Annotated in this window: 17 protein-coding genes and 1 pseudogene; 13 read left to right on the forward strand and 5 right to left on the reverse strand. The window is 64.9% G+C overall.

All coding sequences use genetic code 11. From position 1 onward, the window contains the following. Positions 1-13 precede the first annotated feature (13 nt). Positions 14-1,240 (forward strand): ornithine cyclodeaminase, nickel-pincer nucleotide-dependent, encoded by a 1,227-nt coding sequence (locus HALKA_RS0106195; RefSeq protein ID WP_018257162.1) that lies wholly within the window; start codon positions 14-16, stop codon positions 1,238-1,240. 186 nt (positions 1,241-1,426) lie between these two features. Here the strand turns inward: HALKA_RS0106195 and HALKA_RS0106200 are convergent, their stop codons facing one another. Further along, positions 1,427-1,696: a DUF7553 family protein gene (locus tag HALKA_RS0106200; protein ID WP_015762311.1), complete on the reverse strand. Its 270-nt coding sequence runs from the start codon at positions 1,694-1,696 to the stop codon at positions 1,427-1,429. A gap of 94 nt (positions 1,697-1,790) precedes the next feature. On the opposite strand from HALKA_RS0106200, the gene HALKA_RS0106205 reads away from it, so the two are divergent. Beyond that, the gene (locus HALKA_RS0106205) at positions 1,791-2,204 is read left to right on the forward strand and encodes a VOC family protein (RefSeq protein WP_018257163.1); all 414 of its coding nucleotides are present in this window, start codon (positions 1,791-1,793) and stop codon (positions 2,202-2,204) included. Here the strand turns inward: HALKA_RS0106205 and HALKA_RS0106210 are convergent. After that, on the reverse strand, positions 2,201-2,863 hold the full coding sequence (locus HALKA_RS0106210; RefSeq protein WP_018257164.1) for a hypothetical protein: 663 nt from the start codon (positions 2,861-2,863) through the stop codon (positions 2,201-2,203). The two genes, HALKA_RS0106205 and HALKA_RS0106210, sit on opposite strands and share 4 nt — an antisense overlap. A 392-nt stretch (positions 2,864-3,255) precedes the next feature. Next, positions 3,256-4,992, reverse strand: coding sequence for a dihydroxy-acid dehydratase (gene ilvD, locus HALKA_RS0106215; protein ID WP_018257165.1), 1,737 nt, complete (start codon positions 4,990-4,992; stop codon positions 3,256-3,258). A 117-nt stretch (positions 4,993-5,109) separates the two neighbouring features. Between ilvD and HALKA_RS0106220 the strand changes: the two genes are divergently transcribed. The 4 genes from HALKA_RS0106220 (at position 5,110) to HALKA_RS0106235 (ending at position 8,656) form a co-directional block, all read left to right on the forward strand. Continuing rightward, positions 5,110-6,090 carry a beta-ribofuranosylaminobenzene 5'-phosphate synthase family protein gene (locus tag HALKA_RS0106220; RefSeq protein ID WP_018257166.1) on the forward strand — a complete coding sequence of 327 codons (981 nt, stop codon included), beginning with the start codon at positions 5,110-5,112 and terminating at the stop codon, positions 6,088-6,090. A 69-nt stretch (positions 6,091-6,159) separates the two neighbouring features. Continuing rightward, positions 6,160-6,999: an RAD55 family ATPase gene (locus HALKA_RS0106225; RefSeq protein WP_018257167.1), complete on the forward strand. Its 840-nt coding sequence runs from the start codon at positions 6,160-6,162 to the stop codon at positions 6,997-6,999. Positions 7,000-7,088: 89 nt separating this feature from the next. Then, the gene (locus HALKA_RS0106230; protein WP_018257168.1) at positions 7,089-8,087 is read left to right on the forward strand and encodes a ribbon-helix-helix protein, CopG family; all 999 of its coding nucleotides are present in this window, start codon (positions 7,089-7,091) and stop codon (positions 8,085-8,087) included. Then, positions 8,084-8,656, forward strand: coding sequence for a DUF8135 domain-containing protein (locus HALKA_RS0106235; protein ID WP_018257169.1), 573 nt, complete (start codon positions 8,084-8,086; stop codon positions 8,654-8,656). The genes HALKA_RS0106230 and HALKA_RS0106235 overlap by 4 nt, the downstream gene beginning before the upstream one ends. A gap of 54 nt (positions 8,657-8,710) precedes the next feature. Here HALKA_RS0106235 and HALKA_RS0106240 read toward each other — a convergent pair whose 3' ends face one another. Continuing rightward, on the reverse strand, positions 8,711-9,631 hold the full coding sequence (locus HALKA_RS0106240; RefSeq protein WP_018257170.1) for a thiamine-phosphate synthase family protein: 921 nt from the start codon (positions 9,629-9,631) through the stop codon (positions 8,711-8,713). A gap of 230 nt (positions 9,632-9,861) precedes the next feature. Between HALKA_RS0106240 and HALKA_RS0106245 the strand changes: the two genes are divergently transcribed. Beyond that, entirely contained in the window at positions 9,862-11,184 is a 1,323-nt protein-coding gene (locus tag HALKA_RS0106245) for an NRAMP family divalent metal transporter (protein WP_018257171.1), read from the forward strand. Next, entirely contained in the window at positions 11,184-11,717 is a 534-nt protein-coding gene (locus HALKA_RS0106250) for a hypothetical protein (RefSeq protein WP_018257172.1), read from the forward strand. The genes HALKA_RS0106245 and HALKA_RS0106250 overlap by 1 nt, the downstream gene beginning before the upstream one ends. A 136-nt stretch (positions 11,718-11,853) precedes the next feature. Here the strand turns inward: HALKA_RS0106250 and HALKA_RS0106255 are convergent, their stop codons facing one another. Then, positions 11,854-12,582 carry a hypothetical protein gene (locus tag HALKA_RS0106255; protein WP_018257173.1) on the reverse strand — a complete coding sequence of 243 codons (729 nt, stop codon included), beginning with the start codon at positions 12,580-12,582 and terminating at the stop codon, positions 11,854-11,856. A gap of 103 nt (positions 12,583-12,685) precedes the next feature. On the opposite strand from HALKA_RS0106255, the pseudogene HALKA_RS19185 reads away from it, so the two are divergent. The 5 genes and pseudogenes from HALKA_RS19185 (at position 12,686) to HALKA_RS0106280 (ending at position 18,963) form a co-directional block, all read left to right on the forward strand. Next, positions 12,686-13,830, forward strand: a pseudogene (locus HALKA_RS19185) (ISH3 family transposase). 568 nt (positions 13,831-14,398) lie between these two features. Beyond that, positions 14,399-15,574: an ABC transporter substrate-binding protein gene (locus HALKA_RS0106265; RefSeq protein ID WP_018257174.1), complete on the forward strand. Its 1,176-nt coding sequence runs from the start codon at positions 14,399-14,401 to the stop codon at positions 15,572-15,574. A 2-nt stretch (positions 15,575-15,576) separates the two neighbouring features. Continuing rightward, the gene (locus HALKA_RS0106270) at positions 15,577-16,509 is read left to right on the forward strand and encodes an NAD(P)/FAD-dependent oxidoreductase (RefSeq protein ID WP_018257175.1); all 933 of its coding nucleotides are present in this window, start codon (positions 15,577-15,579) and stop codon (positions 16,507-16,509) included. Between the two features lies 1 nt (position 16,510). Further along, positions 16,511-17,743, forward strand: coding sequence for an ABC transporter substrate-binding protein (locus HALKA_RS0106275; protein ID WP_018257176.1), 1,233 nt, complete (start codon positions 16,511-16,513; stop codon positions 17,741-17,743). 2 nt (positions 17,744-17,745) lie between these two features. Next, the gene (locus HALKA_RS0106280; protein ID WP_026190185.1) at positions 17,746-18,963 is read left to right on the forward strand and encodes an ABC transporter substrate-binding protein; all 1,218 of its coding nucleotides are present in this window, start codon (positions 17,746-17,748) and stop codon (positions 18,961-18,963) included. Positions 18,964-18,965 lie beyond the last annotated feature (2 nt).

Consider the following 18,965-nt stretch of genomic DNA (forward strand, 5'->3'; position numbering starts at 1 on the left):
CGTCGGTCCGTGCATGACTGTCTCTCGCGAGGTGGAACTTGAGGGTCACATCATCGACTCCGGGATGATGCAGACGTGCTTTGGCATCATCATGGATCTGGGCGGCTCGTTCACCGTCGAGACGTTCGACATCGGCCGCCACGAGACCGACGAGTCCTACGCTCGACTCGTGGTCGAGGCCGACGACGAGGCGACGCTGCAGTCGATCGTCCACGAACTCCACCAGAACGGCGCGAACCCGGCAGATCCGAAAGACGTGACCCTGGAGCCCGCGCCCGCCGACCAGGTGGTGCCCCACGGCTTCTACTCGACGACGAACCACCCGACGTTCGTCCGCTACGACGACGAGTGGCTCGCGGTCCAGAACGTCGAGATGGACTGCGCCGTCGTCGTCGACACCGACGAGCCACGGGCCTACACGAAAGTGCTCAACGCCGTCGAGGCCGGCGACCAGATCGTCACCGGCGAGACCGGGATCAGGATCGCCCCGCCCGAGCGCCCGCGGGGCCAGCAAGGTGCCTTCGGGTTCATGCAGGGCGGGGTCTCCTCGGAACGCCCCTCCGAGTCGACGATCCGCCAGATCGCCGAGGCCATCGAGGAGACCAGGGCCGACGGCGGCACCGTCCTCGCCGTCTGTGGCCCCGCGCTCATCCACTCGGGCGCACGCGAGGACCTCGCCCGCCTCGTCCGCGAGGGATACATCGACATGCTCTCTGCGGGCAACGGATTCGCCGTCCACGACATCGAGCGCGACCTCTATGGCACCTCGCTCGGACTGGACACCGAAACTCTCGACCACGCCCGCAAGGGCCACAAACACCACATCTACACGATCTCGGAGATCATCCGCGAGGGCGGCATCGAGGCCGCCGTCGAGTCGGGGACGATCGACTCCGGCGTGATGTACGAGTGTGTCACCAACGACCGCCCCTTCGTGCTGGCGGGCTCGATCCGCGACGACGGCCCACTGCCGGACACGATCACCGACGCCGTCGAGGCCCAGAACGCCATCCGCGAGCAGGCCCACGAGGCCGACATGGTGTTGATGCTCTCGACGCTGCTACACTCGGTCGCCGTCGGGAACTGCCTGCCCTCGACGACGCGGGTCGTCTGCGTCGACATCAACCCCGCAACCGTCACGCAACTGCTCGATCGGGGCAGTGCGCAAGCTGTCGGGATGGTCACCGATATCGGTACGTTCGTGCCGCTACTGGCCGAGGAGCTGGTCGAGGAGGAGTAAGAGGGACTCGAACGAAGTGAGAGTCGGTTTTTCGCCCACGTTTTTGTGCGAGCGGTCGGGAACGGCGTGAGCGACCCGACGCGGAAAAAGGTGGATCGCGGAGGTTCGTGCCGCTACTGGCCGAGAAGCTGGTCGAGGAGGAGTAAGAGGGACTCGAACGAAGTGAGAGTCGGTTTTTCGCCTCGATCAGACGCCCTCGACGCCCGAGCGGTACTCCTTGACGTGTTCGTGGGCCTCGACGATCGCGTCCGTCGCGTCGCCCTCGGTGCTGTCTTCCAGGTCGTGGAGAGCGTTCTGGATGCGGGCCAGGCGACCGTGGTCCGGTCCTTCGTCGGCCGTCGAGAGGCGGTCGAGCTGGTCGGCCAGGTCAGACAGGCGTTCGCCGTCGTCGCCGTCCGCGGACTGTGCTGCCGAAGCGAGCAGATCGCTCGCCGTCGCGAGTGCGTCGCGCGTCATATCTGTCGGTACAGAGATGGCCCAAATAACCCTTCGGGTATCGTCGCCGACCGACTCCGAAGCGGTTTTTCGCGGCGGTCCCACAGGATCGGCTATGCCAGCGACCCACCACGTCGGTATCACTGTCGCCGATCTGGACCGCGCCGTCGAGTTCTACAGCGACACCTTCGGCTTCGAGGTGCTGAGCCGCTTTTCGGTCTCGGGTGCGGCATTCGAGACGGGGGTCGGCGTCCCCGACGCGGCCGCTCAGTTCGCCCACCTCGATGCCGGAGAGATCCGGCTGGAGCTGGTCGCGTACGAGCCCACGGGTGACGACGCGGCCGCCGCGGCAGTCAACGACACCGGCGCGAAACACGTCGGCTTCGAGGTCGACGACATCGAAGCGTTCTACGCCGATCTCGACGACGCTGTCGAGACGATCAGCGAGCCCCAGACGACGGCGAGCGGGACGACGATCTGCTTCGTCGAGGACCCCGAGGGGAACCTGATCGAAGTACTCGAACCCTAGTCGCTCGTCCACTCCGCGATGTGGTCGGCCACGTAGTCCTGGCTCCCCAGTCCGACACTGATACCGACTGCCAGTGCGATGCCGAGGCCGAGACCGACCGCGACCGCCTGGGCCATCGTGTTGAGGATGACGGTGTTGTAGCCGATGGCGTCCAGCGCCAGCGTCACCGAGACGAAGTAGACGACGCCACGAGCCACCAGCGCGACCAGCGGCGTGACCGAGCGGCCGGCGAGCACGTCGTTGTCCTTGAGCGCGCGCGAGACGTAGCCGGCGACGACGAAGCCAGCCAGCAGGATCAGGACGCTGCCCAGGAGCGACGCCAGATACCGGGCACCGATCTGTGCCCAGCTCGCGATCTGGCCGGCGTTGACGAGACTCAGCGAGATCACGAGAGCGATCAGCGTGAGCAGGTACGTCGTCAGGCCAGCCAGTGCGTCAGCGATGGCCTCGTCCTCGCGGAAAAACGCTCCCAGCGGCGTCTCCAGGACGGCCTCGTCGAGGTCGACGCGCGCCGCGACGGCTGCGATCCCGTCGCCGACTTTCGGCCCGACGGTCGCGTAGGCGACGATCGGCAACACGATCGCCACGATCCAATCCACCACTCCGGGGGCAGTGTCGATTATCCGCCCGACCTGGAGGAGTTGCAGTGGCGTGCTCATACGCGACCCTCCCGTCTGTCGGCCGCCGTTTCACGTCTGTGCGCCTCTATGGCTGTCGGTTCGATGGACATGTCCACCTGGGTGAATTCCTGGAGATTGTTTAAGCCTTTAGATAAACTACTGCTGTAGGGGGAAGTAATTTACCGCTACAGCGGGTCGCATGGCAATCTCGTGGAACGCGGCTCTTGGCCCGGATTTGTTGTAGAACGACTACTTTCGCGCACGAATCGATCTCGGTCGCATCGACGAGACCGCTTACGGCCGATCTCGTACCGCCGGCCGTCACCGTGTCACGGCAACAACACGCCGTCTCATACTGCTGGCTGTACGTCTGTACAGCATTTCGCGACCCCGTGGTCGCGAATCTCGTGAAATAGTTACAGCCGGCAGTATCAGTCCCACTTCGCGCCGGGGTTGGTCACCGCGCCGTTGGCCGCGGAGCCGAAGTCGCGGTGGTACTTCGCCAGCACGCCGCTGTCGTAGTTGGGGTCGGGGTCGTGCGCTTCGAGGCGCTGTTCGATCTCCTCGTCGGAGAGGTCCACGGAGAGTTCGAGGTTCTCGATGTCAATCGTGATCGTGTCGCCGTCCTCCAGCGCCGCGATGGGACCACCGACGTAGGCCTCGGGGGCGACGTGGCCGATCGAGAAGCCGCGGGTCGCACCGGAGAAGCGGCCGTCGGTAAAGAGCGCCACGTCGTCGGCGTGACCCTGGCCGGCGACGGCGCTCGTGACCCCCAGCATCTCCCGCATTCCGGGACCGCCGCGGGGGCCCTCGTTGCGGATGCCGATCACGTCGCCGGACTCGATGTGGCCCTCCTGGACGTACTTCATCGCCGCCGACTCCTCGTCGAAGATGCGGACCGGTCCCTCGTGGCGGAGGTACTCCTCGCCCGAGATCTTGATGACCGCGCCGTCGGGCGCGAGGTTCCCCGTGAGGATGCGGATGGCACCCTGCTCGTTCTTGGGTTCGTCGACGGTGTAGAGGTAGTCGACGTCGATGTCCTCGATCGCGGGCGGATCGTCGGCTTCGAGGGCGTCTCCGAGCGTGTCGCCGGTGACCGTCAGCGCGTCGCCGTGGAGCAGGTCCGCCTCGTAGAGGGCGTTCAGGACGACCGGGACGCCGCCGACCTCGTGGAGGTCGTTCATGACGCGCTCGCCGCCGGGCTGGAGGTCGGCGATCTTCGGCGTGCGCTTGCTGATCTCGTTGAACGCCTCGATGTCGAGGTCGACGCCGGCCTCCGCCGCGAGCGCCAGGATGTGGAGCACGGCGTTGGTCGAGCCGCCGACCGCGACCTGCAGCGCGATGGCGTTCTCGAAGGACTCGCGGCTGAGAAAGTCGGAGGGGCGACGCTGCTCCTGGACGGCCTCGACCGCCAGTTCGCCGGCCCGGCGTGCCTCCTCGTATCTGGACTCGTGTTCGGCGGGCGGCGAGGCCGAGCCAAGCGGCGCGAACCCGAGCGCCTCCGAGATGGAGGCCATCGTGTTGGCGGTAAACATTCCGCCACAGGAGCCCGCGCCGGGGCAGGCGTTGCGCTCCATCTCGTCGAGCTCGTCCTCGCTCATGTCGCCGTCGGCGACCGCGCCGACGCCCTCGAAGACGTTCTGGATCGTGATCTCGCGGCCGTCGTGCTCGCCGGGCATGATCGACCCGCCGTAGAGGAAGACGCTTGGCAGGTCCGTCCGGATCGCGGCCATCATCATCCCCGGCATGTTCTTGTCACAGCCCCCGACGGTGACCAGACCGTCCATGCGCTCGCCGAAAGAGACCAGCTCGACCGAGTCGGCGATCACCTCTCGGGAGATCAGCGACGCCTTCATCCCCTCGGTCCCCATCGAGATGGCGTCGGAGATGGTGATCGTCCCGAACTCGATTGGCATCCCCTCGGTCTCGTCGATCCCATCGTAGGCCGCGTCGGCCATGTCGTCCAGGTGGACGTTACACGGCGTGATGTCGGCCGCGGGGTTGGCGACGCCGATCATCGGCGAGGACAGGTCTTCGTCGTCGTACCCCATCGCGCGGAACATCGCGCGGTGGGGTGCCTTCTCGTAGCCCTCCGTGACTTCCGAACTCCGAAGCTCCGGATCCTTCCCCTCGTCGCCTGCATCAGGTGTCCGCTCCTGCTTGCTCATGCTGTCGAGTCGTCCTCGATGCACCTTAAGCGCACGGACTACCGTGTTCGCGTTTCACACCCGCGGGCACTCATTCCGGAGCCCCACCTTCATTTCGAGGGAGCCGAAAGAGGTGGTATGGTCACGGTGACGACGGCGGCGCGACTCCACTTCGGGTTCCAGAACCTCGCGCTCGCCAACGAACGGTTGTACGGTGGGGTGGGGGTCGCCCTCGACGAGCCACTGCTGGTCCTCGACGCCCAGCCCGCCGACGAGATCGACTGCGACGACGGCGAGGCCGAATCGTACGTCCGGCGAGCGGTCGCGACGCTGGGCGTCGAAGGGGCTCGCGTCTCGGTCCGCGAGCGGCTGCCACGCCACGTCGGCTTCGGCAGCGGGACCCAGCTCGCGCTGGCGGCGGCCGTCGCGGTCGCGCGGGCCTACGACCGCGAGGTCGAACCGCACTCGCTCGCGCCGGAACTCGGTCGCGGCGGTCGCAGCGGCGTCGGCGTCGCGGCCTTCGAGTCCGGCGGGTTCGTCGTCGACGGCGGCCACCCGACGGAGCGCTTTACCTCCGAGCCACCCGCTAACGGCGACTGGACGGTCCCGCCGGTGATCGCGCGCCACGAGCTCCCCGACGACTGGCGGTTCGTGCTGGTCGTGCCCGACGCCGAACCGGGAGCCAGCGGAGCCGAGGAGGACCGCCACATGCGCCAGGCCGTCGAGCGAGCCGATCCCGGTATCGCCGACGACGTGGCCGCGACGCTGACCCGGACGCTCCTGCCGGCCGCCGCGGAGGGTGACCACCGGCAGTTCGGGACCGCCGCAGCCCGGATCGGACGGCTCAACGGAGCCTGGTACGCCGACGAACAGGGCGGGGTCTACCGCCCGCCGGCCGGCCGGATCGTCGAGCGACTGGCCCAGCAGCCGACCATCGCCGGAGCCGGCCAGTCCTCGTGGGGACCGGCGGTGTGGGGGCTGACGACGCGTGGCGACGTGGCGGCGGCCAGGACGGGCGTCGAGATGGCCCTGAGCGACCTCTCAGTCGACGCCGACGTACTGGTCGCCAGCCCACGCAACGGGGGCGCGACGGTCGAGGACGGGCCGACGCTCGGCTGACGCCCTCGGATAATCGTTCGCGATAACTGCGGCCGAAGCGTTAAGCGACGCCACGGGCCACTGGGCGGTATGGACCGCATCCCGTTCGGCGTTCGCCAGCTCGACACCACCATCAAGGGGGGTGCTCCGATGGGCAGCGTCGTCCTGGTCTCGGGCGAGTCCGGTGCCGGGTCGCGGGAGTTCATGTACACGAGCGCGCTCATCAACGGGCTCGCAGCGGGCGACAGCGACGAGCTGTACGACCTCTACTACGGGTCGCCCACGGCCGACGCGGTCGATCCCGACGCCGTCCACTACATCTCGTTTACCGCCTCGAAGGAGGATCTGGTCGACGAGATGCGCCTGGCGATGGACGACGAGATCGTCGACAACGGCTCCGAAGCGATTCAGTTTCACGAGCTGACAGAGCGGTACTTCCACGTCAGTCCGGTGCCCCGCGACTGGTACGCCGACGCCACCGAGAGCATCACCGATCTGCGCAAGCGCCACGAGCGCCAGGGGCTGCTGGAGGCGCTGGGGAGCAAGCTCAGCCAGATCGCGCCGAACAACCTCGTCGTCATCGACTCGCTGTCCGATCTCGTCGGGGCGATCGGCGACGACATGGAGTGGTCGGACATCAGCTACCTCGTCCAGGGGCTCACCAAGGCCGCGAACCGCTGGAACGGACTCATCCTGGTCCACCTGAACCACGAGACGGTGTCCTCGACGCGGTACGCCCAACTGACCGACGCGACGACGGGCGCGATGCGTTTCGAGTGGGAGTCCGGCGGTTCGACGCGGGCACGGACACTCGTCGTCTCGCAGTTCCGGGGTGTCCTCTCCCAGATCGAAGACGAAAACATCGTCCGTTTCGAGACCGAGATCGGCGACAGCGGCTTCGACATCAGTGACGTGCGCAAGATCCGGTAGCGCCTGCGGCGAGCGGGCGTCGTATCCGCCTATCAGCGCCTGAAATCGGCGGCAAACGCTTAACTGTCTGGTTCCGAAACCGGTCCACAATGGCGAGTGAGTCGCGTGAAGAGCAGTCTGTCTCGATCGATCTCTCCGACGAGCTCGACGAGTGGCTCGACCAGCAAGCCGAGCGCACGGACACGGACCGCGCCGAGGTCGTCCGACAGCTCCTACAGACATACCACGCGACAGAGACCCTCGACGAGACGGCCGTCGAGGAGATTCAGGCGACCGTCGAGGAGACCGTCGCGAGCGAGGCGACGAAGGCGACGCGGGCGGCCGTCGCCGATCGGCTGCAGTCCGAGCTGCCCGAGCAGGTCGAGGCCGAGGTCGGCGAGCAGGTCGAGCGAGCGGTCGAGTCGACCGTGGAGGACCGGCTGGCAGACGCCGTCGAGCGAGCGGTCGGGGACAAATTGCCCAGCATCGCCGACGCCGTCGAGAGCCGGCTCGACGAACGGCGCTCGACGACGGTCGACGAGGTCGGGGCACAGATCCAGCAACTCGACGCCGACTTCCGGGAGAAGCTCGACGACGTCCGCCAGCGGGTCGTCCAGGTGAAAAAAGAGACCGACGCCAAGGCACCGGCCGACCACACCCACGAGGCCTTCGAGCGGTTCGACGAACTCGACGGCGAGATCGAGACACTGGAGACCGATCTGGGAGACGTTCGAGCGGCTCTCGAAGGGCTCGACGGGCGCGTCGACGACACCGACGAGCGCCTCGACGCCGCGGTCGAACGCCTCGACGACGCCGAAGACAAGCTCAATCGGGTGGCGTGGGTCGTCAGTGACCTCCGCGACGAGACCCAGGGGAAAGACAGCCACGAGCGGGCCGTCGCCCGGATCAAACGCGCCGCCGCACAGGAGGGGCTCACGACGGCACGCTGTGAGAACTGCAGCGAGTCGGTCGAGATCGCGCTGCTGACCGATCCGGAGTGTCCCCACTGTCACGCCGCGGTCTCGGACGTGCGCCCAGAGGGCGGGATCTTCAGGACGAAAGCGCGACTCGTGACTGCCTCGGAGCTGGAAGCCGGTGAGGAGACGTGAGCGACGACGATCCCTTCGAACGGCTCGACGACGTCGAGCGAGAGGGCGATCCCTTCGAGCGGCTGGACGACGAGGCCGCGGCCGGCGCGGGCGGTGACGAGCGAGACGGCGACGCCGACGACGGGTCCGCCGGTCCCGACGGCTCACCGCAGCGAGACGGCGACGCCGAACCCACGCTGCCAGACGATCCGTTCGACGAGTTCGACCGCGACGACGCGGCGACGGCCGACCGGGAGGAGCCGGCGGTCGATCCGTTCGCGGACGTGCCCGATCGCGACGGCGACCCCTTCGGCGGCGGCGAGAGCGCCTTCGAGCAGGTCGACGTGGGCGAGATCGACGCCGACGCCGTCTGGGAGTCGATCGACGACGATAGAGAGCCCGAGGTGCCCGAAGAGAGCCGATACGCCGAGGTGTCGAAACACGCCTACTGCGAGCAGTGTCCGTTCTTCTCCGAACCACCGGAGGCCCACTGTACCCACGAGACCGCCGAGATCGTCGAGTACCTCGACATGGACCGGGTCCGGCTGTTCGACTGTCCGGTCGTCGCCGAGCGCGAAGACCTGGAGTGACGCTACAGGTCTACGGCGAGTCGCCGGTGTCGACGTGGTTCACAGACGGCCTGTCTACGCGATTTCGGCGACCAGCTCGACGGCCAGCTGTGCGGCCGACTCGGCGGTCTCGCCGAGCACGTACGTGATCGGTTCGATCCCGAACGCCCCCTCGTGGTAGACGACCCGCGGCACGTCGCCCCGTCGCTCGAACTGTTCGCGGAGCCGCTCGGAGCGGTCGTCGTAGTCGGCGTCGAACTGTAACGGCTCGATGTCGCGTTCGCGAGCGGCCGCCAGCAGCGCGTCGTCGGTCGCGAGGTTGAGTGCCCCACCGATCGACGGATCGACGGCCCGAGCCGCGAGGATCACCGTCGACACGTTGCTGGAGGCCCCGAACTCCGGTTCGGAGGGCACCTCGACCCGGCCCCCCATTGCGTGGATGCGGCCCGGAATCGCCGCCACGTCGGTCAGGTCGGTCGCCTCGGGGAGCGCCGTCCCGACGTTCGTGCCGACGTTGGGGATCACTGCCGCCATCCCGTCGGCCGTCGACAGGAGGCGGGCGGCTCGCCGGACGGTCGCCAGCGTCTCGCGCTCGGTCGCCAGCGCGGGGTCGTCGCCGCGTACACAGAGGTCACAGCCCAGTCCCCGCAGGGCCGGCATCGCGTCCTCGTGGAGCGTACAGATCGGTCCGCGATCCTCGAACGCGGCGATCAGGTCGAGCAACTCGGCCAGCGCGTCGTAGCCGTCCATCGATCCACTCGCCAGCCCGGCGGCGATCTCCTCGACGGTCGCCTGTGTCCGTGGATCGCCCGCGACCGGTCCCGTTCGGTCGAGTTCGCCGTCCAGATACGTACTCACTGCGGCCTGGGTCACGCCGAGGTGGTCGGCGACGGCCTGCTGTGTCAATCCCTCGTCGGCGAGCTCGCGTGCGAGCATCGCGCGGATCCGCGGGAGGACCTCCTCGACGACGATCTCGCTCGGCAAGACCAGCGACATGGCGGCCGTTCGGACAGGGTCGATAAAAGTCGTCCGGGCCGCCGCGTGCGGTTCGTCCAAGAGCGTGCGGCGAGTTGGCAGCCCCAGCCAGCACCGGGTAGACGTTCACGATATCTCACACGCTTCTGGCGGCCTCGCCGGGAGACACCCGCAGGCGGGCTGGCGATCTACCACCGGGTAGTACAACGCAGTTCAGCACTCTTTTATGTCCGACCGTGAAGGTGTGGGCAATGAGTGGTGAAACGACTGCGGCACCGAGATTCGGGCGTGGGACAGTCCGTTCGTACGTCGACGAGATGGGGCCGGCGTGGGTCGCCGGTGCGATCGCCGCCGGCCCGGCGACGATGGGGAGCCTGCTGTCGGCGGGGGCCGGCTTCGGCTACACGCTGCTGTGGGTCGTGATCGTCTCCGCGGGGGCGGGCGCGCTCTCGCAGTTCCTGGCGATGCGGCTGGGCCTGCTGACCGAGCGCGGCATCGTCGCCGTCGTCGAGGACGCGCTCGGTGAGAGCTGGGCGTGGCTGCTCGTGGCCGACGCTGTCCTCGCTTCGGGAGTCGCACAGCTGGTGATCATGAAGACCGTCGCCGGGGTTTCGGCGACGATGACCGGGATCGACGCCGGCATCTGGGGCGTGATCTGGGGGCTCGTCCTCGCCGTCGGACTGGCCGGGCGGGGCTATCGCTTCCTCGAACTCGCCGCGAAGCTGCTGGTGTCGCTGGTGGTCCTCGCCTTCGTCGCCTCGCTGTTCGTCGTCCCGATCGACGCGGGTGCGGCCGCGGCCGGGCTCGTTCCGTCCCTGCCCGCCGGAAGCGCGGTGATGGCGGCCGGCATCGTCGGCGGGGCCGTCCACATCACGCTCGTCACGATGCACTCCTACACGATGCGGGCCCGCGGGTGGACCGAGCGAGACAGCGACCTGGCGACGTTCGACATCGGCGCGTCGATGCTGCTCGTCTTCGGGCTGTACAGCCTGGCGATCTTCCTGGTCGCCGCGAGCGTCCTCACGTCGACGGATCTGACGACGATCGGCGCGGCACAGGCGCTGGGTCCGATCGCCGGCGACAGTGCCCAGTGGCTCTTCCTCGTCGGCCTGGCCGGCGCGGCCGTCTCGACGCTGGGCGCGAACACGATCGTCCCGCCCTTCCTGATCGCCGACAAGTTCGGCTGGGACACCGACGTGAGCGACGCCCGCTACCGGGCGCTGCTGGTCGGCGTCGCGCTGCTGTCGATCCCCGGTGCGTTCATCCCCGGAAACGTGCTCGGACAGCTGGTGTTGATCCTGGCGGTCGGCACGCTCGGGACGCCCTTCGCGATCGCGATCGTCCTCTACCTGCTCAACACCGACACGGTCTCGCGGCAGAACTCGGCGGCGACCAACCTCGGCGGCGTCGCGCTGCTCGCCGTCACCGGCGTGCTCGCGGCGAACTTCGTCCGCGAACAGGTGGCTGCCGGCGTCGGCCCGCTCTCCGGGTTCGTCGTGACCTTCGGCGCGGCGATCGCGCTGGCGACCCTCGTCCTCGGAGGCAAGTACGTCCGCGAGGAACTGCTGGCCTGATGTCGATCGAGAGCGGGCGGACCCTGATCGTCGGACCCGCCAACGTCGGCAAGACGACGGCGACCGGGGAGCTGCTGGAGCAGTGGCTCGCGGAGCACGGCACTGACGGCGTCGTCGCCCTCGATTTCGCCCCCGAGGTCGAACGCGACGGCCGGATTCTTGGCGGGCGTCTCGACCGCGTGGCGACGCTTCCGGCGGCGGTCGACTACCGCGCTCTCGACGCTCACGCACCGCGCTCGGAGGGAGCCGACGACGAGGCGGCGCTGGCCCGCGACAACGCCGACCGCGCCCGGGCGCTGTTCGCCGACGCTCCCGACGATCCGACGGCGGTGTTCGTCAACGACGCCACCATCCCGTTCCAGGCCGACGGCGACATCGGACCGCTGTGTGCGTACTGTGGGGCCGCACGACTGGTCGTCGCCAACGCCTTCGCGAGCGACGAACTCGGCACCGACGATCCCGTGTCGAGACACGAACGGACCGCGCTGACGGCACTGCGCGAGTGGGCCGACCGGGTCGTGACACTACAGTAGCCATTGAAAATCAATGCACACCCGATCGCACGACAGCAGTGCGATCGGTGTGTATATCGCTTCAATTGTTACTATAGACGACCCACGCGGGTGAGTGCCCCATCGATGCGCCGCTCCGTCGTCCGGCGGCCGCCGATCACCCCTCTTCGCCGGGCGTTTCGAGGACGAACTCCCACTCGTCGCTGATGTTCGGGTAGTGGGCTGCGAACTCGACGACCGTTTCGCGCCCCTCGCCGACGAACACCGTCTTCTCGTCGAACGTCGTCCGTTCGGCCGCTTTCGACTGGAGGCGCACGGTGACCTCACCCGGGGACCCGTCGTTCCGTATCCGAACGGTTCGGGTCGCGATGTCGGCCGTGAAGTAGTAGCCGTCGGCGTCGCTGGGCGGTTCGCCGGTCACCTCGACCGTCCGCCGTTCGTCGGCGTCGAAGAACACGGTCTTCTGTCGGTGTTCGCGGAAGCCGACGGCGATACGTCCGAGTCGCGAGTCGGGGATCTCGTCCTCGTCCGCCGACGTTCCCTCCGGGAGCCACCACATCGTCACCCGGATGTCACCCTCGACGCCGGTGTTCTGCAGCGTGAGCTCGAAGGTGTCACCACCGGACGCGTCCGGGACGTGGTCAGACGAGACGATGCGGGGTTCGGTGTGGTCGACGGCGACGATCTCCATCGACGCGTCGCCGTCCTTCGGGACCGTTCCGAGGTCGTCCATGTCGATCCCCTCGACGGGCGTCTCGGACGGCGTCTCCGTCTGTGCGGCTTCTGCGGCGTCGTCGCCCACCTTCGCACCCGTCTTGGCCAGCTTCGAACAGCCGGCCAAGGCGGAGAGACCGAGCGTTGCGACGAGAGACCGTCTGGTTACCATGTGCGCTCCTCATTTTCGATTGCAAAAAACACCGGGGTCCGGCACCGAACACGAGTCTCAGTCGATCACATCGGGTTAGAGGAAGTGTCTGCTTGGATGCGGTGTGAAGCCTACCCAAGCAGACAGCGAGATAGAGGAAGAGCACCTGCTTAATTTTGTCGTCAACAGCCTCGACGAGGAGCTTGCGTTAGATCTCGGCGAAGACGTTGAGGTCACGACGGAGACGTTGTACGAGGTCCTCGCCGGCGCCAGCGCCGGCGGGACCTCGATCAACCACGTCTGCGAAACGACTGATGACTCGCCGCACGCCAATACCGTCCGTGGATATCTCACCGATCAGTTCGACCTTGACTCTGTTGAGGCGGTCGGAGACACGCTCCTGCAACGGGATGCTCTTGAAACACTGCCGGATCGATCGGTGGAGGTCGTCGCCGACCTCCACCTCGATCCCTACTACGGCGACGAAGATGAGACAGAGGCGTTGTACTCGTCTCAAGCGAAACGCGGAACAACGACGTTTCACGCCTATGCAACGCTCTATGCGCGGGTACGCAACAAACGGTACACGCTGGCGGTTCGCCAGCTGGTCGCTGGCGACACCACCAGCGATGTCCTCGCCGAGTTTCTCGAACTCCTCGACGGCCTTGACCTCGGCGTCAAGGCCGTCTACCTGGATCGCGGATTCTACAATAGCACCTGTCTCAGCCTGCTGTACGCGCACAACTACGCTTTCGCCATGCCGATTGTCAAGTGGGGTGAGACGATTCAGAACGAACTTAGCAGCGGCTGGAGCCGCGAGATCGAACACGATCTCGCCGGCAAGGTGACGTTCCCTGTGTTCATCGACTGCGTCTACCAGCAAGGACGATACGACGAACACGGGGTGGCGCGTCACGGCTACGCCGCTGACGCGCCGTTTATCGACACACCACGAGATGCACGAGAGCACTACAGCAAGCGCTTCGGCATCGAATCGAGCTACCGATTAGCCAAGCAGAGCCTCGCGTTCACCAGTTCTGAGGATGCTGGTCTGCGACTGGTGATGTTTGTGGTGAGCCTGCTGCTCCAGAACAGCTGGCGGTATCTCCACTGGAGGTACGTGGCGGCGCCCCGCCGCGGGGGCGCCGCCTCTGGCAGTGGTCATTCACGGAATTCTGTGAGATGGTGCTGCGAGCAGCCTGGACAGCGCTCGGTGTGTGCAGGACAGTTCCAGCAAACCAACCACTCGACGACCGGTTCTTCCGGTAGCTGTCCGCCGATCAGGACAGTGGTCGTGAGTGGCAACACCGCCTTTGCCGCTGACAGCGACTCCGAATTACCGAGACTCTCCGTCTGTGTCATTTTGAGAACTAACTACGCATCGAAAACGCAGATTCACGCTCTAATGGAGCGATTAGAGAGTTCTTGATGTGATCGACTGAACTTCAACGTTCAAAGCTGAGATCAATAGGTGATTCGGTTTTTCAGCGCTCATTTCACGTTCAAATTGTGGTGCCTGGTTGACGGGGTATACACGTCTTAGGAGTCAATCTATGGGCTACACTCTGGACTAAGACTGAAGAAATCGAAATCGAAGCTGGAAGACTCGAGTTCCTCTTCATCCAGCGCTTCGACTCGTTCTACTTCGTTTTGGCCGTGTTTAGACGCTCCTCAACCGGCGAGTCACGGGCCGTTGCGGTTGATCTAAAATCTGTCCTGAGTGCCTCATCGTGTCGATCTGTTCGCGGAGCATACGCCGCAAGAGCCGATTTGTACTGCGTCTAAACAAGGCCCCGAAAAGACAATACGACACGAGGCACCGACACGCAGAGACTACGTGAAGTACGGCGGGGCGGTCGTCGGCGGCGGGCTGCTCGCTGGATGTACTGGCGACAGCGGAAGCGACGGGTCCGGCGACAATGGAGGCGACGGATCCAGCGACAGTACGACCACCGAAGGGACGGACACTCCCGAGGACACGTCGTACTCGGTGACGATATCACCGATCGGAACCGTCGAATTTGAGGAGGTTCCAAATCGGGTACTCGCGTATAATAATCACTACGTAGACATGGCGGTCGCCTATGGACACGGTGAGGCGATCGAAGCGATGGGAGACAACTTCTATACCGGATACTACGAACAGCTCCCCGGAATCGAGTTCGACCCGTCGACGCGAGTAACAGTCGGCCACGACGACAAGGAAATCATCTACCAGGTCGATCCTGACCTCATCCTCCACGATCCGACGTGGTACTACGTGTATTCAGAGTATTTCGACTTTGGAGAGGATGACGTCGAAGAAATCACCGAAAATGTTGCCCCCTACTTTGGGAACCGGTTTTCGAGAGCACACACTGATACGGGTATCGAGGATTATGAGTATTACACTGCATGGGAGTTGTACGCAAAAGTCGCGCAGGTGTTCCGTGAGACAGAAAGGCTACAGAAATTGAAACAGGTTCGTGACGAACTTGTTGCTCACGTCGAGTCCAACCTCCCACCCGAAGAGGAACGTCCAACAGTCGGACTCGTCGTAATGAATGACTGGGCGGAGTTCTCACCATACAAAATAGACAACGAGGGCTTCGGTGTGTCCCATTATCGGCCGCTCGGTGTACGGGACGTATTCGCTGAGAGCGACCGCACGTACGAATCGGATGGAGGAACCTACGACCTCGAAGCGATGCTCGAACTCGATCCGGACGTTCTCATTCACAACTTTGGCACGGGCGGATTCGACGAACGGTACCAGTCGATGCTCGAACTCAAAGACGATTCGGTTGGCTCGGAGTTGAGCGCGGTGCAGAACGATCGGCTGTACGGTGGCGGTGATTCGATGCAGGGTCCAATTTGGAATCTGTTCCAGATAGAGATGGCGGCAAAGCAGATCTACCCTGAGCAGTTTGGAGCGTTCCCGACCTACAATGACGATGGGACCTACGATATCCCGGAAGACGAACAGCTGTTCGATCGCCAGCGCGTCGCCGACATCATCAACGGAGACATCTGAACGTGGACGAAGCCACCGTACAAGCCGGTACTGACTTCGACCACGATCTCGTCATCGTTGGTGGCGGCCCAGCGGGTTGCTCGGCCGGGATCTTTACTGCCCGGTACGGACTCGACACCGTCATCTTCGACCGGGGACGCTCTTCGCTCCAACGACTCGCCCACCTCGAGAACTACCCCGGCTTCCCAGCGGGAATCGATATCGAGACGTTCTACGATCTACTACACGACCACGCTGAGACGGCCGGCTGTACGATCGTCCCCGATCTGGTCGAAACGATCGAACAGGACGGATCAGGGTTCGCCATCGAACCCCAGGACGGAGAGCGTGTTACCGCCCGCCGGGTGATCGCCGCCACGCGCTACGACGCCGAGTACGTGCGCGGACTCGGAGACGATGAGGCGATGTTCGAGACGTACGAGCACGATGGCGAGGAACACGAACGCTTCGATCGCGAGTATCCCGAAATGGACGGGACGACCCCGGTCGACGGTCTCTACATCGCCTCGCCGTCGGAAGAGGCAGACGCACAGGTAATCATCGCCGCCGGACGGGGCGGACGGGTCGCAACACAACTCATCAGGAACGTTCGACTCGAAGACGAGGGATTCTGGGAGGAGGTCGTCGATCACCACCGCGATTGGGTGTTTCTCGAAGAGGGCTACGGAGACGACGACTGGGAAGAGAAGGTCCGAAAGCACTTCAGAGAGACGATTCCAGAGAACTCGGATCACAGCAATGCGAAACTCGACCTGCTAGAAGATCAGCACGTCGCTGAGAAGCTCTCACAGCTTATGAGCCGAGAAGAGCAGGACGAACGCCGGACCGAAGGGCAGCGGGCGCTTGCAACTCGGCTCGACGACGACGTACTACGTGCGGAACTCGAATCACGGGGACTACTCGGAGCGGTGGCGGACGAGAACAGCGGTGACTGAAATGAGTGATAACGACACTAACGACACGATTCGACGGGAGGCACCGACGCGGCGAGACACGATCAAGTACGGTGGCAGCGCCATCGGGGCGAGCCTGCTCGCGGGCTGTAGTGGAGATTCAGGCTCTGACGCGACGCCCGAAGACACACAGACGGAGATAAACACCTCGACAGAGGAGACCGAACCCGATGACGAGAGCTACTCGGTGACGATGGAACCTGTCGGGACCGTCGAGTTCGAGTCGGTTCCGGAGACGTGGATGGCGATCACGGGCCCATGGGCAGATATGGCGATTGCACTCGGACAGCGCGAGGGGTTCCTTCCGGCGGGCTGGTATCCACCGGGATACCTGTACGAGCGCGTCGGCGTCTCGATGCCGACGGACGTTCCGAATCCGCTCGCGGGAGGCGGTTGGGACCAGGAACTGTTCTACGAGCTCGATCCGGACGTCATCCTCTGTGACCCGAACTATCTACACGGTTCCGGGTTCGACAGCTCTTGGGACGAAACTGACACGGAGAGTATCGCGACGAACGTCGCACCCTTCTTCGGGAACAACATCGTCCGCCGTCGGGAGTTTCACGACTACGAACTCTACTCGATGTACGAGGCGTTCGATCGACTGGCTGATGTCTTCGACGAACGCGAACGGTACGAGGCGTTCGTCGAGGTTCACGACGACCTCCGCGCCGAAATCGATTCGAAACTGCCGCCCGAGAGCGAGCGCCCCGAAGTCGGACTGGTAAACTTCGGATCTGATCTCCAGGCTGGTGAGTTCGCCGCCATGACTACCGACTCCGAGGGGGCCGAAATGAAGCAGTATCGAGACCTCGGAGTCGAAAGCACGTTCAGCGAGGAACAGATTGACGGGATGCTCGATTACGAGTCGATGGCGGAGATCGATCCCGACATCATTGTTATCCATGGCGGGATCCGCCTGACCGACGACGACGGCGAGTTCTCGGCGGAGGGGTTCCGTGAGCAGTTCGTCACCCCACTAACCGAGCATTCCATCGGCAGCCAGCTTACCGCCGTTGAGAACGACGCGGTCTATCCCGGCCCGTACTTCCTACAGGGGCCGATCGCGAGCCTCTTCCAGACAGAGCTCGTCGCACGGCTGTTGTATCCGGATGCGTTCGGTACGTTCGACCCGGTACAGTTCCCAGATGTTCCGGCCGAGGAACAGCTGTTCGATCGCCAGCACGTTACGGACATCATCAACGGAGATATCTGACAATGAGTGACAATAATGTGAGTCGACGGGAAGCACCGACGCGGAGAGACACGATCAAGTACGGCGGTGCGGTCGTCGGTGGTGGACTACTTGCGGGCTGTACCGGTAACGCTGACGGCGACGCAGTCGAAGATAACGAGAACACTGGGGGCACATCCACCAACTCGACGACTGACGATGCGACCGAGAACGAGGACGGTCCCGAACCGTACACTGCATCGATGGAGCCGATAGGCGAGGTGACATTCGAGCAGCCGCCTGAGCGGTGGGTCGCGTACGACGGCGGCTACGCGGATATGGCGGTCGCACTCGGTCAGGGTGACGGCCTCACGGGTCTCGGCCACGCGCCGCGATACTATACGTACGTGTACGACCAGCTGCCCGGCGTCGGTGTCGACCGTGACACCGTTGAGGCGCATCCGGAGGTTCGGACGAAAGAGGAGTTCTACGAGCTGGACGCCGACATACACCTCTACGACCCGCGGATGCTCGTCAACTGGTTCGACTGGGACGACGACGACGACGTCGACGAGATCACCGAGAACGTCGCGCCGTTCTTCGGGAATCTGATCTTCCGACGTTCTGACGAGTGGCACGACTACCGCTACTACACGCTGTACGAGGCGTTCGAGCGAGTCGCAGCTGTATTCGACGAGACGGCGCGCTTCGAGGCGTTTGCCGCGCTTCACGACGAGTTCATCGCCGACCTGCAGACTCGGCTGCCTCCGGTCGACGAGCGGCCGAACGTGTTCCTCACCTTCGAGGGCACCGAGGAGCCGGAGACGTTCTCGCCGTACCGCCTGATCGACAAGGGCACGAGCAAGAAACAGTGGCGCGATCTGGGCGTTACCGACGCGCTTGCGGGCACCGACATCGAGAACCTCAGTACGACCAATCGCGGCGAACTCGACTACGAAAACCTCCTCAAGGTCGACCCGGACGTGCTCCTCATTCGGGGCCACGAGCGGAAATCGGCCCAAGAGTTCCGCGACACCGTCCTCGCGTACATGAAAGACCACTCGGTCGGCGGCGAACTTGCGGCCGTACAGAATGATCGCGTATACCGCGGCGGCTATCTCAACCAGGGACCGATTCACAACCTGTTCCTCACCGAACGGGCGGCCAAGCAGATCTACCCCGAAGAGTTCGGTGACGTGACCGGCAACGAACAGCTGTTCGACCGCCAGCGCGTCGCAGACATCATCAACGGAGACAGCTGAAC

The sequence above is a fragment of the Halomicrobium katesii DSM 19301 genome, assembly GCF_000379085.1.
Lineage (GTDB): Archaea > Halobacteriota > Halobacteria > Halobacteriales > Haloarculaceae > Halomicrobium > Halomicrobium katesii.

What these genes read in the sequence shown, in the direction of transcription:
- HALKA_RS0106240 (WP_018257170.1), bottom strand. Translation starts at nt 9,631, where the DNA reads ATGTCGCTGGTCTTGCCGAGCGAGATCGTCGTCGAGGAGGTCCTCCCG.
- HALKA_RS0106210 (WP_018257164.1), bottom strand. Translation starts at nt 2,863, where the DNA reads ATGAGCACGCCACTGCAACTCCTCCAGGTCGGGCGGATAATCGACACT.
- HALKA_RS0106225 (WP_018257167.1), top strand. Translation starts at nt 6,160, where the DNA reads ATGGACCGCATCCCGTTCGGCGTTCGCCAGCTCGACACCACCATCAAG.
- HALKA_RS0106200 (WP_015762311.1), bottom strand. Translation starts at nt 1,696, where the DNA reads ATGACGCGCGACGCACTCGCGACGGCGAGCGATCTGCTCGCTTCGGCA.
- HALKA_RS0106245 (WP_018257171.1), top strand. Translation starts at nt 9,862, where the DNA reads ATGAGTGGTGAAACGACTGCGGCACCGAGATTCGGGCGTGGGACAGTC.
- HALKA_RS0106280 (WP_026190185.1), top strand. Translation starts at nt 17,746, where the DNA reads ATGAGTGACAATAATGTGAGTCGACGGGAAGCACCGACGCGGAGAGAC.
- HALKA_RS0106205 (WP_018257163.1), top strand. Translation starts at nt 1,791, where the DNA reads ATGCCAGCGACCCACCACGTCGGTATCACTGTCGCCGATCTGGACCGC.
- HALKA_RS0106255 (WP_018257173.1), bottom strand. Translation starts at nt 12,582, where the DNA reads ATGGTAACCAGACGGTCTCTCGTCGCAACGCTCGGTCTCTCCGCCTTG.
- HALKA_RS0106250 (WP_018257172.1), top strand. Translation starts at nt 11,184, where the DNA reads ATGTCGATCGAGAGCGGGCGGACCCTGATCGTCGGACCCGCCAACGTC.
- HALKA_RS0106230 (WP_018257168.1), top strand. Translation starts at nt 7,089, where the DNA reads ATGGCGAGTGAGTCGCGTGAAGAGCAGTCTGTCTCGATCGATCTCTCC.
- ilvD (WP_018257165.1), bottom strand. Translation starts at nt 4,992, where the DNA reads ATGAGCAAGCAGGAGCGGACACCTGATGCAGGCGACGAGGGGAAGGAT.
- HALKA_RS0106220 (WP_018257166.1), top strand. Translation starts at nt 5,110, where the DNA reads ATGGTCACGGTGACGACGGCGGCGCGACTCCACTTCGGGTTCCAGAAC.
- HALKA_RS0106195 (WP_018257162.1), top strand. Translation starts at nt 14, where the DNA reads ATGACTGTCTCTCGCGAGGTGGAACTTGAGGGTCACATCATCGACTCC.
- HALKA_RS0106275 (WP_018257176.1), top strand. Translation starts at nt 16,511, where the DNA reads ATGAGTGATAACGACACTAACGACACGATTCGACGGGAGGCACCGACG.